12 protein-coding genes are annotated in these 16,054 nt (G+C 55.4%); 8 read left to right on the forward strand and 4 right to left on the reverse strand.

Annotated elements, in window-relative coordinates; translation table 11 throughout:
* The first annotated feature begins 26 nt into the window (after positions 1-26).
* On the forward strand, positions 27-3,434 hold the full coding sequence (gene putA / locus DL239_RS03395) for a bifunctional proline dehydrogenase/L-glutamate gamma-semialdehyde dehydrogenase PutA (protein WP_167682308.1): 3,408 nt from the start codon (positions 27-29) through the stop codon (positions 3,432-3,434).
* A gap of 48 nt (positions 3,435-3,482) precedes the next feature.
* A complete protein-coding gene (locus tag DL239_RS03400) occupies positions 3,483-4,253 on the forward strand; it encodes a rhomboid family intramembrane serine protease (protein WP_167682310.1) in 771 nt (256 codons plus the stop codon).
* Positions 4,254-4,423: 170 nt separating this feature from the next.
* On the opposite strand, the gene DL239_RS03405 is transcribed toward DL239_RS03400, so the two are convergent.
* Positions 4,424-5,209 carry an inositol monophosphatase family protein gene (locus DL239_RS03405; protein WP_167682312.1) on the reverse strand — a complete coding sequence of 262 codons (786 nt, stop codon included), beginning with the start codon at positions 5,207-5,209 and terminating at the stop codon, positions 4,424-4,426.
* 181 nt (positions 5,210-5,390) lie between these two features.
* On the opposite strand from DL239_RS03405, the gene DL239_RS03410 reads away from it, so the two are divergent.
* Complete coding sequence (locus tag DL239_RS03410) at positions 5,391-6,419, forward strand: NADP-dependent oxidoreductase (protein ID WP_167682314.1); 1,029 nt, start codon at positions 5,391-5,393, stop codon at positions 6,417-6,419.
* 71 nt (positions 6,420-6,490) lie between these two features.
* Here the strand turns inward: DL239_RS03410 and DL239_RS03415 are convergent, their stop codons facing one another.
* Positions 6,491-7,396 carry a LysR family transcriptional regulator gene (locus DL239_RS03415; protein WP_167682316.1) on the reverse strand — a complete coding sequence of 302 codons (906 nt, stop codon included), beginning with the start codon at positions 7,394-7,396 and terminating at the stop codon, positions 6,491-6,493.
* Between the two features lie 95 nt (positions 7,397-7,491).
* Here DL239_RS03415 and metF point away from each other — a divergent pair, with 95 nt between their 5' ends.
* Both metF and DL239_RS03425 read left to right on the forward strand, forming a co-directional pair.
* A complete protein-coding gene (gene metF / locus DL239_RS03420) occupies positions 7,492-8,358 on the forward strand; it encodes a methylenetetrahydrofolate reductase [NAD(P)H] (RefSeq protein WP_167682318.1) in 867 nt (288 codons plus the stop codon).
* A 52-nt stretch (positions 8,359-8,410) separates the two neighbouring features.
* Positions 8,411-8,902, forward strand: coding sequence for a PaaI family thioesterase (locus DL239_RS03425; RefSeq protein ID WP_167682320.1), 492 nt, complete (start codon positions 8,411-8,413; stop codon positions 8,900-8,902).
* Between the two features lie 118 nt (positions 8,903-9,020).
* Here the strand turns inward: DL239_RS03425 and DL239_RS03430 are convergent, their stop codons facing one another.
* Together DL239_RS03430 and DL239_RS03435 are read right to left on the reverse strand one after the other, a co-directional pair.
* A complete protein-coding gene (locus tag DL239_RS03430; protein WP_167682322.1) occupies positions 9,021-10,121 on the reverse strand; it encodes a T6SS phospholipase effector Tle1-like catalytic domain-containing protein in 1,101 nt (366 codons plus the stop codon).
* Between the two features lie 412 nt (positions 10,122-10,533).
* On the reverse strand, positions 10,534-11,688 hold the full coding sequence (locus tag DL239_RS03435; protein ID WP_167682324.1) for a type III PLP-dependent enzyme: 1,155 nt from the start codon (positions 11,686-11,688) through the stop codon (positions 10,534-10,536).
* A 103-nt stretch (positions 11,689-11,791) separates the two neighbouring features.
* On the opposite strand from DL239_RS03435, the gene DL239_RS03440 reads away from it, so the two are divergent.
* The 3 genes from DL239_RS03440 to DL239_RS03450 all read left to right on the forward strand — a co-directional run bounded on the left by DL239_RS03440 (position 11,792) and on the right by DL239_RS03450 (position 16,033).
* The gene (locus DL239_RS03440; RefSeq protein WP_167682326.1) at positions 11,792-12,223 is read left to right on the forward strand and encodes an Lrp/AsnC family transcriptional regulator; all 432 of its coding nucleotides are present in this window, start codon (positions 11,792-11,794) and stop codon (positions 12,221-12,223) included.
* Between the two features lie 343 nt (positions 12,224-12,566).
* Positions 12,567-15,527 carry a valine--tRNA ligase gene (locus tag DL239_RS03445; RefSeq protein ID WP_167682335.1) on the forward strand — a complete coding sequence of 987 codons (2,961 nt, stop codon included), beginning with the start codon at positions 12,567-12,569 and terminating at the stop codon, positions 15,525-15,527.
* Positions 15,528-15,739: 212 nt separating this feature from the next.
* Positions 15,740-16,033, forward strand: coding sequence for a DUF1330 domain-containing protein (locus DL239_RS03450; protein WP_167682337.1), 294 nt, complete (start codon positions 15,740-15,742; stop codon positions 16,031-16,033).
* The last annotated feature ends 21 nt before the right edge of the window (positions 16,034-16,054 follow it).

A 16,054-nucleotide genomic window follows, 5' to 3' on the forward strand; every position in this document is an offset into this window, starting at 1 on the left:
AACGCCTGAACAAATGGAGCCCCCCGATGGCAAACACCCAACCCTTGCGCCACGTCATCGACGCCATGACATTTGCCGACCAAACTGATCTTCGCGATCAACTGGTGGCCACTGCTGCTCTTACAGATGATGACAGGGCCAGAATCTGCGCCAATGCTGCTTCCTTGGTTCGCGATATTCGGGGTCATTCTGCGCCGGGATTGATGGAGGTGTTCCTAGCAGAGTACGGGCTTTCCACCGACGAAGGTGTAGCGCTGATGTGCTTGGCTGAGGCCCTATTGCGGGTGCCAGATGCCGAGACCATTGATGCATTGATCGAGGATAAGATCGCGCCGTCCAACTGGGGTAAACACCTTGGGAAATCGTCCTCCTCGCTGGTCAATGCTTCGACCTGGGCGTTGATGTTGACGGGCAAGGTTCTGGACGATGAGCGCAGCCCGGTTGGGGCATTGCGCGGTGCTATCAAACGCATCGGCGAACCTGTTATCCGCACTGCCGTCAGCCGCGCAATGAAGGAAATGGGCCGTCAGTTCGTGCTGGGTGAAAGCATCGAAAGCGCGATGAAGCGCGCCGCTGGGATGGAGGAAAAGAGCTATACCTATTCCTACGACATGTTGGGCGAAGCTGCCCGCACCGAGGCCGACGCGGCGCGCTATCATCTTAGCTATTCCCGCGCAATTTCGGCCATTGCCGATGGTTGCAGCAGCGATGACATCCGCGAGAACCCGGGCATCTCGGTCAAGCTATCTGCCCTGCACCCGCGATATGAGCTGGCACAAGAAGCCAGCGTGATGGATCAACTGGTGCCACGTTTGCGGGCACTGGCATTGCTAGCCAAAGCGGCGGGCATGGGGCTGAACGTGGACGCTGAAGAAGCTGACCGCCTATCGATCTCATTAGAGGTGATCGAAACGGTGCTATCAGATCCAGCGCTGGCAGGCTGGGACGGCTTTGGCGTTGTGGTTCAGGCCTATGGGCCACGTGCAGGGTTGGCCATCGATACATTGTACGACATCGCCAAACGCAACGACCGCAAGATCATGGTGCGCTTGGTCAAAGGCGCCTATTGGGATACCGAAATCAAACGGGCTCAGGAAATGGGTGTAGATGGCTTCCCAGTTTTTACCTCCAAGCCGTTGACCGACGTGTCCTATATCGCCAATGCGCGTAAATTGCTGGCGATGACCGATCACATCTACCCGCAGTTTGCCACACACAATGCCCACACTGTCAGCGCCATCCTGCATATGGCAAATGACGGCCAACCCTATGAATTCCAGCGCCTGCATGGCATGGGTGAAACCATGCACCAAATGGTGCTGGAACAGAACCGCACCAAGTGCCGCATCTACGCACCGGTAGGTGCCCACCACGACCTTTTGGCCTATCTTGTTCGGCGGTTATTGGAAAACGGTGCCAACAGTTCTTTTGTGAACCAGATCGTCGATGAGGACGTTTCTCCCGAGGTGGTTGCTGCCGACCCATTTGACATGATCGCGGACGTCAGCAGTACCATTGCCACAGGCCCCGAGCTGTTTTCTCCAGAGCGGGTTAACTCGAAAGGCTTTGATCTGACCCACGCGCCAACGCTGGACCTGATAGAAAAGGCGCGCGCACCTTGGGCAAGCCATGGCTGGAACGCTGCACCGCTGCTTACCCAAGACGCCTCACCACTCGCACCAGAAAGCGTTATCAACCCCAGCGATTTGACGTCGGTTGGCCAAGTAAGCCCTGCCAGTGAAAGCGACGTCGCCTGCGCTCTAACTGCGGCCACCCTGTGGGATGCCCCGGCTAGTACGCGCGCAGCCGCGCTGAACAAAGCCGCTGACCTTTACGAGGAAAACTATGGCGAGTTGTTTGCCCTGCTTAGTCGCGAGGCAGGTAAAACCATGCTCGACTGTGTCTCGGAACTGCGTGAAGCCGTTGATTTTCTGCGTTTCTATGCCTCGCGCATTCCCAAGGATACCAAACCCGCTGGGGTCTTCACCTGCATTTCGCCCTGGAATTTCCCACTGGCGATTTTCTCAGGCCAAATCGCGGCAGCCTTAGCGACTGGAAATGCGGTTCTTGCCAAACCCGCCGAGCAAACCCCTCTGATAGCCTACCGCGCAATATCACTGCTGCATGAGGCAGGCATACCGCGTTCGGCACTGCAATTGCTGCCCGGTGGCGGATCTGTCGGAGCAAGTCTGACCTCTGACAAACGAGTGAGCGGTATTGCCTTTACCGGCTCAACCGCCACCGCACTCAAAATTCGCGCCAGCATGGCCGATAACCTTCGCCCCGGCACGCCGTTGATTGCGGAAACTGGCGGGCTGAATGCTATGATCGTCGACAGCACAGCCTTGCCCGAGCAGGCTGTTCAATCCATTGTCGAAAGCGCCTTTCAGTCGGCAGGCCAGCGATGTTCTGCGCTGCGTTGCCTGTACCTGCAAGATGACATAGCCGACGGCGTACTAACCATGCTGAAGGGCGCAATGGATGTTCTAAACACCGGAAACCCATGGCTGCTTAGCACTGACAGCGGACCGGTAATCGACGAACTCGCCCAAGAAGGTATCGCAGCGCATATCGAGACCGCCCGCACCGAGGGACGGATCCTTAAGCAGATACAGGCTCCAGCCCAAGGGACTTATGTCGGGCCAACCCTGATCGAAATTCCGGGCATTGCGGCCTTGGAAAAAGAGATTTTTGGCCCCGTACTGCACGTAGTCCGGTTCCAGTCCTCAGATCTGGATCAGATTATCGCGGACATCAATGCCACGGGCTATGGTCTGACCTTTGGTCTGCATAGCCGCATTGACGACCGCGTACAGTATGTCACTGATCGCATTGAGGCCGGTAACATCTATGTCAACCGAAACCAAATCGGCGCCGTGGTCGGCAGTCAACCCTTCGGCGGCGAGGGACTGTCAGGGACCGGTCCCAAGGCAGGTGGTCCCAACTATCTGGCCCGTTTCTGCGCACCAGACCGGCAACACAGCAACGCCGAATGGCAGCATGATCAGGCCGACATGCCCACACCCTCAGGCTCTCCATCTGCGCCCACGACCCAAAGTCTCCCTGGCCCTACTGGTGAAAGTAACCGGCTGACCCTTACTGCACGCGCGCCGCTGCTGTGCATGGGCCCCGGCCCCGAGGCCGTTGCGGCTCAGATGGAAGAAGTCACCCGTCAAGGCGGCACTGTTCTGCAGGCCACGGGCAAAGTCGATCTGCAGCAACTGCAGCAGATCCAAGGGATATCCGGTGTGCTTTGGTGGGGCGATGACGAAATCGGCCGTGATATCGAACAGGCCCTGGCACGCCGGAGCGGTCCGATCGTGCCGCTCATTCCCGGCCACCCCGATCGCGCCCGTGTCCTAGGCGAACGCCATATCTGCGTCGATACTACAGCCGCTGGCGGCAATGCCGCCCTCCTAGGTGGCGAAGGCTAAAACCTATAAATGCTTGACGTTGGGCCCTTTTCGGCCCAGCGTCACCCTATGTTTCCAATTCGCGATCACAACCCGTCAGGCCGCACACCTTATGTCGTCTACACCTTGATGACACTTAATTTTGTGGCCTTTGCCTACTATTCGTTGACCTATGACACCACAGCCGAACTGGCCCGGTTTTACGATTCCTATGCGCTGATCCCTACCGAGATCGACGGCACCAGTCGCCTTTCCCCATTGCTCACCTCAATGTTCATGCACGGCGGTTTTATGCATCTCGCAGGCAACATGTTGTTCTTGTGGATCTTCGGAGACAACATGGAAGACGAAATGGGCCACCTGCCCTTTCTGCTCTTCTATTTGGCCAGCGGAATTGGCGCAGGCCTGATCCATGTCGCCTCGAACCCTTGGTCGCATGTGCCAACAATAGGGGCGTCGGGCGCAGTTGCTGGTGTCATGGGCGGCTACCTTTTGCTCTTCCCGCGCGCCCGGATCGACATTCTTTTAATCTTGGTCATCTACTTCCGCATTTTCGCTATTCCAGCCTATCTGATGCTAGGGGTGTGGTTGGGCATGCAATTTTTGGGCTCACTTAATTCCGACCCCAGTCAGGGCGGCGTCGCTTACTGGGCACACACAGGCGGGTTTGCCGTTGGCTTTCTGCTTACAATACCACTTTGGCTCAAACGTGGTGGGCCACGTTACTGGGGCAAAACCCACGGTCATCCACCGCACCCAGCAACAAAATATAGCACTAGTCGCATCCCACAGTTGCCACGCAAAAAATCAGGACGCTCACCTTGGAGTAAGAACCGCTAACTCTACTCCCTCCAATTGAGGATCCGAAGCTTCATCTGGCTTAAAATATCCCCGCCGGAGGCTCCCGCACCGACCAAGTGCCCTTCCTCCAGTAAAAGCCCACAACCAAACAAAAATGCGCGCCAGGAAAGCTCCTGGCGCGCATTCAAACTCAAGAAAAAGTGGTGATTTTAGCCGCGGACAACTTTTGAAAAAGTCTCAAAAATCGGCTCGTTGGCGCAAATTACTTCACCAGTCTCAATGATGTTGTCGTCTGCATTAATTCCCTCGACCAGGCCACCGGCCTCTTGCACTAGAATAATGCCAGCGGCCAGATCCCAAGCGTGCAAGCGACGTTCCCAGAACCCCTCGTAGCGGCCGGTTGCCACATAGGCCATGTCCAGAGCTGCCGAACCCCAGCGACGCACGCCAGCACAGGCTGGTAGTAACCGTGCCAGGTCTTTCAGAGTCTCAGGTAGATCAGACCGGCCAGCAAACGGCAGCCCGGTGGCGAACACACTCTCGATCATCCGGTGACGGCCGGACACTCGGATACGGGTTTCATTCATCCAGGCGCCAGTGCCTTTTTCGGCGAAGTACATTTCGTCCTTGGCAGCATCAAAAATAACGCCAGCAACAATCTTACCCTTGTGCTCCAGAGCAATCGAAATCGCCCAATGGGGTAGTCCGTGCAAAAAGTTTGTGGTGCCATCCAGCGGATCGACAATCCAACGGCGGGTTGGATCCTGGCCTGGAATTTCATCACTCTCTTCAGCCATCCAGCCATAAGTTGGACGCGCGCCCAAAAGCTCCTCTTTCAGGATCTTTTCTGCAGCGATATCCGCCTTGGACACAAAGTCACCTGCGCCTTTTACAGACACCTGCAGGTTTTCCACTTCGCGGAAATCCTTAACCAGAGATTTGCCTGCCTTACGGGCGGCCTTGATCATGATGTTAAGATTCGCACTGCCGATCATATCGCGGCTCCTATGTCGTCAGAGAGATGTTGGTCAAGCGCTGCCTATACGCCGCATGCCCCCAGTTGCCAAGGGCCAATCCCCCCCCTTTTGCCGTTAGGTTAACATAGCGTGGCACTTTCCGATGGCCTAGCTGAACCCATCAGTTTAGAAATACGACGCAACAGTCAGGGAGACTTCAATGTCAGATCAAATGCAGCGCGTTACGCTTGCCAGCCGTCCAACCGGCGCACCAACTGCTGATAACTTCAGCTTAGTAACCTCTGAATTGCCAACTCCCGGCCCCGAAGAAGTATTGGTGAAAGTCCACTATATGTCGCTGGATCCCTATATGAGGGGCCGAATGGACGATGCCAAATCCTATGCCGCCCCTGTCCCAATTGGTGGCACCATGGAGGCCGGAGCAGTGGGTGAAGTGATCGCTTCTAACAGTCCGACCTTCCAGCCGGGTGATTTTGCTTTTGGCATGTTCGGTTGGGTTAGCCACGGTTGTCTGCCGGCAAGCCAGTTGCAAAAGCTGGATCCAAGCCATGGACCGATCACGGCAGCGCTAGGCGTTCTTGGCATGCCGGGATTGACCGGTTGGTATGGCTTGAATGAATATGGCAAGCCAAAAGCGGGAGAGACCTTGGTCGTTGCCGCCGCAACTGGCCCTGTAGGATCCATGGTTGGCCAATTGGCCAAACGCGCGGGTTTGCGCACTGTTGGTATTGCTGGTGGCGCCGACAAATGTGCCTTTGCGGTTGAGACCTTTGGCTTTGACGTCTGCCTGGATCACCGCGCCTATGCAGATGCAGCAGCATTACGCGAAGATTTGGGCGCTGCCTGTCCAGACGGCATCGACATCTATTATGAAAACGTTGCCGGCAAAGTACTTGAGGCGGTACTGCCACTGATGAACGACTTTGGCCGCATCCCCGTCTGTGGCATGATCAGCTATTACGGCGGTGCTAAAGGAGCAGACGCAGACCTGACGGCCCCGATGATTTGGCGCAATATCCTGGTGAAATTCCTATCTGTTCAGGGCTTTATCATCATGAACCACTTTGACCGGCATCCGGCATTCCTGAAAGAGATCGGCCCTTTGGTCGCCAGTGGCGACATTCGCTATCTTGAGGACATCGCCGAGGGTCTGGAAAATGCTCCAGCGGCCTTTATGGCAATGCTAAAGGGGGGAAACATGGGCAAGCAGATCGTAAAACTGATCTGATCTAATATCAGACATGTAGTGGTGCGTGCTTTCGCGCACCACTACTCTCACCAAATCCAGGCGTCGATGCCTTATTGCAATTGCAACTTTCGGGCCTCGACTTTGGCCAGCCGGATCAGTTCTTTCATATACGGCTTGTCCCGGTCTTCGGAACGGATGGCAGCGTATAGGCTGCGGGTAATCCCATTTTTAGTCAGAGGTCGGGTCACGTAATCCGACGAATACTTAACCTCGCGCACTACCCAGTCAGGCAATACAGAAATACCGCGATTCGAAGCCACCAGCAGCAGAATGACCGCTGTTAGCTCCACCTGCCTGATGGCACCTGGCTCTACCCCTGCAGGGATTAGCAACTGACTGAACACGTCCAGCTTCGTCTTCTCAACCGGGTAGGTGATCAACGTCTGACCATCGAAATCCTCGGCAGATATATAGGTCTTTGCCGCCAGTGGGTGCTGAGCAGAAGCCACGAACACCGGTGCGTAATCAAACAGTTCGATAAAATCTACACCAGACATTTGCTCTGGGTCCGATGATACCACCAGATCGACTTCTTCCTTTTGCAACGCGGTCAGCGCATCAAAGGCCAGCCCAGGGCGAATATCGACATCCACGTCAGGCCAGCTTCGGCGGAACCCTTCCAACACCGGAAACAGCCACTCGAAGCAAGCGTGGCATTCAATGGCGATATGCATCCGGCCAGTATGACCGTCACGCAATGCAGAAAACTCGGCTTGCATTGTTTCAATTTGAGGCAACACCTGTTCGGCCAATCGCAACAGACGCAGCCCAGCGGCCGACAATTTCATCGGTTTGGACCGGCGCAGGAACAGTTCGACCCCAGCCTGTTCTTCCAAACCCTTGATCTGATGGCTCAACGCGCTCTGGGTGATGTTCAACTGATCAGCCGCACGCGCTAGACCACCGGCCTCATGTATGGCCTTAACCGTCCGCAGATGGCGGAATTCAATGTGCATCCTATCGCTTCACTCATGTTGTTCTTGAGAATTATGAATTTGTCTCACAATGCTGCGCGTGCAACAAGGGGGGAGTTGAATAGGAGACGCCCCAAATGACAACGCCAGAGATTTCATTTGAATTTTTCCCACCAAAAAATCTCGAGGGGTCCTTTCGCCTGTGGGATACCATGCAAGTGTTGTCCCCTCTGGAGCCACGGTTTGTCTCGGTGACCTATGGTGCTGGTGGCACGACACGCGATTTAACCCGTGATGCCGTTGCTACATTGCATAAATCCTCAGGGCTGAATGTTGCTGCGCATCTGACATGCGTCGACGCCACTCGGGCCGAGACGCTGGAAATTGCCGACCAGTTTGCCGCTGTTGGAGTTAAAGACATTGTTGCCCTACGCGGCGACCCACCCAAAGGCGCTGGCGGTTTCACCCCCCACCCCGATGGCTTTGCCAACTCGATCGAATTGATTGAGGCACTGGCCGAGTCCGGCCGGTTTAACATCCGTGTGGGCGCCTATCCTGACCCACACCCCGAGGCAACCAGCACCGATGCCGACGTTGATTGGCTAAAACGCAAGATCGACGCCGGCGCATGCGAAGCGCTGACCCAGTTCTTTTTTGAATCTGATACCTTTTTCCGATTCCGCGACAAATGTGCCAAGGCAGGAATTGATCACGTTCTGACACCCGGCATCCTGCCAATCGAGAACTGGAAAGGCGCCCGCAATTTTGCCAAGCGCTGCGGCACCATTGTCCCGGCTTGGGTTGACGAGGCATTTGAAAAAGCTGCGCGTGATGACCGCGAAGACCTATTGGCAACGGCGATCTGCACTGAATTGTGCTCCGAGCTGATCGACGGTGGCGTTGAGAAGCTTCACTTCTACACGATGAACCGGCCGGAATTGACCCGCGACGTTTGTCATGCACTTGGGGTTGTTCCAAATGTGTCGCTAGAGAACGTGGCGTAAAACTTGCCCGCACTTGATCGCGTTCCTAGGGTCCGACCAAAAGGAGCGCGACATGTACTATGCCCAGTCTCAGGATGAATTACTAAAGCCCGGCCAGATTACCGAAATGTCAGGGCTAGAGTTTATGGCTGGAATGCTTGACGGGTCGCTGCCAAGCCCCCCTATTGCTCAGACCCTTGGCTATCACTTGCACAGCGTGGAAAATGGTCGCGTAGTGTTTCGCGGCACACCCGAGTTTTCCTGCACCAACCCAATGGGAACAGTACATGGTGGCTGGTATGGCACCCTGCTTGACAGCGCTATGGCCTGCGCAGTGATGACTGGTGTCCCGAGGGGATCGGTCTACACAACGCTGGAATACAAAATCAACATTCTGAAACCCATTCCACTGGGCACTATGGTCGACTCCACTGGCATTACAGAACACGTCGGCCGATCAACCGGTGTGTCGCGCGGGGAAATTCGTGGCGTTGAAAACGGGAAGCTTTATGCGACGGGATCTACAACCTGCATTGTCATGAACCTGTCGGGCACAGAACGCTAACGTCAAGAATTGCTGCAAGCTGGGTAAATGAGTATTTTGAGCAAAAAGAAGCTGTAAGAGGTTCAAATCTGGGAAGAGGTCTGAGTAATGTCTGCTCTTCCCTGTCTCGAATAGGCATTCAAACTTTTGGAGAAACCATACGAGGTCGGCCCGCAGGTTTTGACTTTAGTTTTTGCAATCCAGTGGCTTTAGAAACCGGGCTAGTTCCAACACTATTGTGCAACCGTTCGCTGCGGTCCAGGCCGACACGGCGGCGGCCTCGAAACAGGAAAACTTTTCCCCAGCCACGCCATGTGCCAACAGACGGCGCAGTCGGGTTAACTGGAAACTGCAACCGCCAGTTTCCGGGCAACGGAAGCCCACAGTCCTCGGCTTTTTCCAGCATCCACACCAAAGACACATTGGCCAAAGGCCGCGCCTCTTCAAATCCGCCCAATTGGCCACCTATGTCGCCGTGCGCACCGCGAAACCAGACTTGTTCCACATGCCCGTGCCAACCTGACGGGCAATCCCACAGCACGGGCTCAAACACCTTCCGCGTTTCATCTAGTGCCAGCGCCTGAAATCCATTGCGGATGTTATGTCCCAACTGGTGATTGTGGAAAGCATGCTGGGATTCAGCCCAGCGCCACAACAACGGCAACCGAAGGCCTAGCGCCTTGACTGTTTCCCATACCCCAATCATTTCGATATCAGCATTCTGGTGGCAAAAGGCTTGGGTAAATTGTGATGACACCTCGCTCCCCTCGCCCTGGTAATGGCGGTAAGCGGTTCGAATGTTGCGAACAGTAGCGTGTTCAGCCTTGAGCAGACCAACTTGGTCAATCACCCCAGCGAGAGAGCGCACCGCATAGGCACCGCGAGAATACCCGATAAGATAGATTTGATCGCCGGGGCGATACCGTGAGGCCAAATAACCATAGGCGCGGCGAATTTGCCTATTGATCCCCCGCCCCACCATGACATCCAGTGTCTTACCCCAATTGGGCCATTGGACACCTGCCTCATAAAAGACTGAAACCCCTCCGCCCATCTGACTGCAAAGTTGATAGGTCTTTCCAGCATGGGTTTCATGCCCGGGCTCTAGCGTCGACATCGTCCCATCCAGAATTATCACATGTGCTCGTGGCCCGCGCACCTTGGTTTCACCGGAATGCTCAGACCGTAGTGGCCGCCCTAGCCATCCGAGAATCCGCTTGCTCAGCTTTGTTAATAACATTCCTCACCACTTTCCATTGTTCCGGCAGAACAAGGTTTTTTGGTTCTGCCGACACACGGGGCGCTTTGATCGACTTCTGAAACGGCTATCTCAACCTATTGCGCTAGCCCATGACCAGTGTACCGATTATTGATGATGTTGCTTACATCAATTACCCCAACATTGAGGTAAATCCAATTCCGGGTGGGTCCACTGTCATATGTCGCAGCCACGCGTATCGATTTGGAAAGCTGCTCAGCCGACTTTAGATTATCAACGTCCCTTTTAAGACAAGGATCGCTTAAAATTCTTACGATTTCGTAACACCAGCGAGCACCGCGCCCTCAACATCCTGAAGGTCAAACCCATCCGCAACTGCAGATGGGCGATATTGGCAACATCCGGCCCATAACAGGCCCGCCGAAAAACAATCCTAGTCGAAGGCCGGTCCAGCCAGTTCGATAACAGTTGCAACATCTGACAACCCATACCCATTGAACTGGGTGCTCATCGACGAGGAATACGCACCCAATCCCGGAATAAGCACATAATCCCCCACTTGGGAATCTTCGGCCAATGGCAAGCCATCAGGCAAACGGTCAAGGCTATCGCAGGTCGGGCCAAACACTACGCGAGGAGTTGCGTTTGCGGTGCGATAATCACCATCCCCAGAGACAACATAAACACGTCCCGGCAATCCCATGTCCCGGATATCAACCAAACCGCCATAGATTCCATCATTCAGGAACACTACATCCCCACCTTTGCGCATGCCTTTGATCCGCGCTGCCAGTGTAAAGGCCTCGGACACCATTGCGCGCCCTGGCTCACAGATTAGCAACGGGTGTTCGTCGCCAAATGCGCACTTCGCAGCCCGCGTGATGGCATCAAAGGCTCGCTCTAGATCCGGCGCAACACCATCTCGATTGGCAGCGAATCCTCCTCCAACGTTTAAGCGAGAGATCTTGATCCCTGCGGCCTTACAGATCCGGCTAGCTTCTGCCACGTACTCAACCCAAGCATTTGGATCTTCACACTGTGTACCGGGATGGAAACACAGCGATGGGATCCAGCCCCCCGCAGCCACCCGTTTCAACAATTCCACCGCCTGATCAGGCGCTGCACCGAATTTGCTGCCAAAGTCATAGGCCGCACCGGACACTGGTAGCGCAAACCGCACCGCGATCTCACAACTGCGCGGAACATCCGCTAGCTTATCCAACTCGCTCTGCTCATCGACCGACCAACTGGCAACGCCGCTTTCAATACCAGCCTGCACCTCGGATTGGGAGCGGACAGGATTGTTGTAATGCATCACCGCGGTTGGGCTAGCAGCACGCACTGCGGCCATTTCTCCGGGCGAGGCAACATCAAAGGTCTCAACTCCGGCAGCCACCAAATTGGATAGCACCGCTGGATGCGGGTTCGCCTTAACGGCATAAGTCACTAACCCGGGAAATCCAGCCTGAAACCGTGCGGCGGTCTGGTGCAAAACACGGGGTGAAAAGTACAGAATGGGGTGGTCCGGCTGATGCCGTGCAAGATGTGTCTCTGGGGCATGCCAAAGGGGGGGGATATGCTGCGTCATCATTTGCCTCATTGTTTTCCTTAGGAAACTACAATTACTCGTCGAAATCCTCCCACATACCGACTATAACGACCAAAACTTTCGTCAATAAGTCAGGTCATGCATGCAAAACGTCGGCACCGATGAAAAACTCCTCGCTCTACTGCGCGAAAACGCCCGGCGCCCGGTGGCCGATTTAGCACGTCAACTGGGCCTTGCTCGCACAACTGTGCAGGCCCGGATTGAACGGCTTGAAAACACCGGCGTTATCTCTGGCTATACTCTGCGTGCCTCAGCCGCCACGCGTGCCCCCCTTCAAGCTACAGTGTTGATTTCAATTGAACCGCGCTCAGGACCAGAAGTTCTATCGCGGCTGCACAGCCTGTCTGGCGTGCAAGTCGTGCATACAACCTCGGGGCGGTTCGACTTACTGGCGCAAGTGGTTGCAAAAACCACCGCTGAACTGGACGAAACCATTGACCGAATTGGAGAGGCTCGCGGGGTGAAATCTTCGGAAAGCCTAATCCATTTGGCCACCAAACTGGACCGCACCTGACCCGCGCAGCCGCACCGCATGCGCTAAAAGCACAATGTCGGTTTTGAGTATTTTTGGCAAAAAGAAGCCGGTAAGAATTCATTAGGGTTAATGAGGTATTAAGATTGCGCGGTACAGGCTGGAGAGCCGATGGCCGCGCAAAGAGAAGCCGCCCGACCGTATTTCGCACAATGCGCGGACTGGTCGGGCGCACTGCATCTTCTTTTTGCTAAAAATACTCAAATTCCAAACTTTCCCTCAAAACACACGCTCCTGACGACACGATGCCCTTCCTCCCTTCCCCTTGGCGCGCCTATTCGATATGGGAAACGTCAACCAAGGATACCTATTCAGGACAAAGCGCATGGCGATGGAAAAGACATTCAACGCGGCCGAAGCCGAAGACCGGCTGTACAAGGCCTGGGACGAAGCTGGCTGTTTCAAGGCGGGGGCAAATGCCAAACCCGGTGCCTCTTCTTTCTCGATCATGATCCCACCGCCCAATGTGACTGGCGTTCTGCACATGGGCCATGCATTCAACAACACCCTGCAAGACATCCTGATCCGCTGGAAACGTATGCAGGGCTATGACACCCTGTGGCAGCCCGGCACCGACCACGCAGGCATCGCGACCCAGATGGTTGTCGAGCGTGAGCTTGCAAAAGAAGGCAAAAAGCGCACCGATTTTAGCCGTGAAGAGTTCCTGAGCAAAATCTGGGCCTGGAAAGAACAGTCCGGCGGCACCATTGTTGAACAGCTAAAGCGCCTTGGCGCGTCTTGCGATTTTGACCGCACCGCATTCACCATGTCGGGTGCTAAAGGCGACACCCGCACGGGCCACGAGAACTCGCCCAATTTCCACGACGCGGTGATCAAGGTCTTTGTGGACATGTACAACAAGGGCCTGATCTATCGCGGCAAGCGGTTGGTCAACTGGGACCCACATTTTGAGACCGCTATTTCCGATCTTGAGGTCGAAAACATCGAAGTTGCCGGCCACATGTGGCACTTCAAATACCCCCTCGCCGGTGGCGCGACTTATACCTACGTCGAAAAAGACGAAGACGGGAATGTCACGCTGACCGAAGAGCGCGACTATATCTCTATCGCTACCACCCGCCCAGAAACCATGCTGGGTGACGGCGCGGTTGCGGTGCATCCTTCGGATGAACGCTATGCGCCCATCGTTGGCATGCTCTGCGAAATTCCGGTTGGCCCCAAGGCGCAGCGCCGCCTGATCCCGATCATCACCGATGAATACCCGGACAAAGACTTTGGCTCGGGCGCGGTGAAGATCACTGGCGCGCATGACTTCAATGACTATCAGGTTGCCAAACGCGGCGGCATTCCGATGTACAACCTGATGGACACCAAGGCCAATATGCGCGCCGACGGTGCGCCATATGTTGACGAGGCCGCCACTGCGCAGGCCATCGCCAATGGCGAAGCTGAGTTCACCGAAGCCTCTATCGCTGCGATGAACTTGGTCCCCGAGGAATATCGTGGCCTAGACCGGTTCGAAGCCCGCAATCGCGTGGTCGCAGATATCACCGCCGAAGGTCTGGCCGTGATGCAGACCGTGACCAAAACGGTCAAGGATGAAGACGGTAACGAGACTGAAGTTTCGGAAACCATTCCATATGTTGAGAACAAGCCGATCATGCAGCCGTTTGGAGACCGCTCCAAAGTGGTGATCGAGCCGATGCTGACCGATCAGTGGTTTGTTGAGACCGACAAGATCGTTGGCCCGGCGCTGGACGCGGTCAAAAACGGTGATGTGAAAATCCTGCCGGAAAGCGGCGAGAAGGTCTATTACCACTGGCTGGAAAACATCGAGCCCTGGTGCATCTCGCGCCAGCTGTGGTGGGGCCACCAGATTCCGGTTTGGTTCGACGCGGACGGTAACCAGTTCTGCGCGCCCAGCGAAGCAGAGGCTCAGGCCATGGCTGGTGAAGGCGTTGAGCTGACCCGCGACCCCGACGTGCTCGACACTTGGTTCTCGTCCGGCCTGTGGCCTATCGGCACGCTGGGCTGGCCCGAAGACACTGCCGAGATGCAAAAATATTTCCCGACCTCGACCCTGGTCACTGGGCAGGACATCCTGTTCTTCTGGGTTGCACGGATGATGATGATGCAAATGGCGGTTCTGTCGGACCGTCCAGTTGCCGAAAAATTCCCGTTCGACACCGTGTACCTGCATGGCCTTGTGCGCGACGCCAAGGGCAAGAAGATGTCGAAATCCACCGGCAACGTTGTCGACCCGTTGGAAATCATTGATGAATACGGCGCCGACGCGCTGCGCTTTACCAATGCGGCCATGGCCAGCCTTGGTGGCGTGCTAAAGCTCGACATGAAACGGATCGAGGGCTACCGCAACTTTGTCACCAAGATCTGGCAGGCGTCCTCTTACGGTGACAGCCAGATTGATGCATTCTCGGCAGAGCGTGGAGCACAACCGCCCAAGGCCACCCTGCCCCTGAACCGCTGGATCATTGGTGAAATCGCCAAGCTGCGCGAAGAGGTGGATGGTGCGTTTGAGGCCTATCGCTTTAACGACGCCGCCAATGCGCTGTATTCCTTCTTCTGGAACAGCTTTTGCGCACGTTATCTGGAGTTCACCAAGCCGATCTTCTTTGCCGATGATCAGGCCGCCAAAGATGAAACCCAAGCCGTCTATGCCTGGGCCGTGGACCAAGCTCTGATACTGATGCACCCGATCATGCCATTTGTGACCGAGGAAATCTGGAACGTTACACAGGGCCGTGGCTACGAGGCTGGCGATGCATCGCAAATGTTGGCACATGGCACATGGCCAACCTACACAGCGGCTGATCTGGTCGACGCCGATGCCGAGCGCGAGATGAATTGGGTGATCGCGGTCATCGACAACATCCGCTCTGCCCGTGCACAGCTGAACGTGCCCGCTGGTGCCAAGGTGCCGATGCTGGTGACCGAGATTGACGAGGCCGGTCAAGCCTATTGGGATCGCAATGGCGAGCTGATCAAACGCTTTGCCCGCATTGAAAGCCTAGAGCCTGCTGACACCCTGCCCAAGGGCTGTATATCTATCGGTGCACCGGGTGCTTCGTTTGCGTTGCCACTGGCAGAGATCATTGATGTTGCGGCTGAAAAGGCCCGCCAGGAAAAGAACCTTGGCAAGCTGATGAAGGAATTGGGCGGTCTGCGTGGCCGGTTGAAGAACCCTAAGTTCGCCGATTCTGCCCCTGCCGAAGTGGTCGCCGAAACCCGCGCAAATCTGGAACTGCGCGAGGAAGAGGAAGCCAAAATCAAAGAGGCGTTGGCACGTCTGTCTGAAATTGACTGACCCAAGTAGATAGAACATAAAAGCGCCCGCCTATTCGGTGGGCGTTTTTTTAATCCTTTTGTTACGCTCCCCAAAGGGTCTTGCCGGTATATGATCTCGACCTACAGCCAGCGAACTACCTATAGGTGGTACGGGGAAAATATGTTCAAGCAACTCATTGATATACACTCAAAATTGATCCAGCCTGCACACAAGAACTAAGGGAGAGACTAATGCCAAAGGGATATTGGGTTGCCCATGTCGATGTTGATGACATGGAACGTTACAAAGACTACGTTGCAGCGAATGCAGCACCTTTTGCCGAATTCGGCGCGCGTTTTCTTGTTCGCGGGGGGCCAAAAGAAGTCCGTGAAGGCCAGACGAGAGCCCGTACAGTGGTGATTGAATTTGAGAATTTTGCAACAGCCAAAGCCTGTTATGATTCCCTATCCTATCAGGATGCCAAGGCCCTACGGGACCCAGTATCCACTGGCGACATGGAGATCATTGAGGGCTATGATGGCTAAACAACGCTCGTCGGTCCAACA

Origin of the sequence: Parasedimentitalea denitrificans, from assembly GCF_011813015.1 — a bacterium.
Lineage (GTDB): Bacteria > Pseudomonadota > Alphaproteobacteria > Rhodobacterales > Rhodobacteraceae > Parasedimentitalea > Parasedimentitalea denitrificans.

Coding starts and splice junctions, on each gene's coding strand:
- DL239_RS03445 (WP_167682335.1), top strand. CDS start 12,567: ATGGCGATGGAAAAGACATTCAACGCGGCCGAAGCCGAAGACCGGCTG.
- DL239_RS03430 (WP_167682322.1), bottom strand. CDS start 10,121: ATGTTATTAACAAAGCTGAGCAAGCGGATTCTCGGATGGCTAGGGCGG.
- DL239_RS03435 (WP_167682324.1), bottom strand. CDS start 11,688: ATGACGCAGCATATCCCCCCCCTTTGGCATGCCCCAGAGACACATCTT.
- DL239_RS03440 (WP_167682326.1), top strand. CDS start 11,792: ATGCAAAACGTCGGCACCGATGAAAAACTCCTCGCTCTACTGCGCGAA.
- putA (WP_167682308.1), top strand. CDS start 27: ATGGCAAACACCCAACCCTTGCGCCACGTCATCGACGCCATGACATTT.
- DL239_RS03405 (WP_167682312.1), bottom strand. CDS start 5,209: ATGATCGGCAGTGCGAATCTTAACATCATGATCAAGGCCGCCCGTAAG.
- DL239_RS03450 (WP_167682337.1), top strand. CDS start 15,740: ATGCCAAAGGGATATTGGGTTGCCCATGTCGATGTTGATGACATGGAA.
- DL239_RS03400 (WP_167682310.1), top strand. CDS start 3,483: ATGTTTCCAATTCGCGATCACAACCCGTCAGGCCGCACACCTTATGTC.
- DL239_RS03415 (WP_167682316.1), bottom strand. CDS start 7,396: ATGCACATTGAATTCCGCCATCTGCGGACGGTTAAGGCCATACATGAG.
- DL239_RS03425 (WP_167682320.1), top strand. CDS start 8,411: ATGTACTATGCCCAGTCTCAGGATGAATTACTAAAGCCCGGCCAGATT.
- DL239_RS03410 (WP_167682314.1), top strand. CDS start 5,391: ATGTCAGATCAAATGCAGCGCGTTACGCTTGCCAGCCGTCCAACCGGC.
- metF (WP_167682318.1), top strand. CDS start 7,492: ATGACAACGCCAGAGATTTCATTTGAATTTTTCCCACCAAAAAATCTC.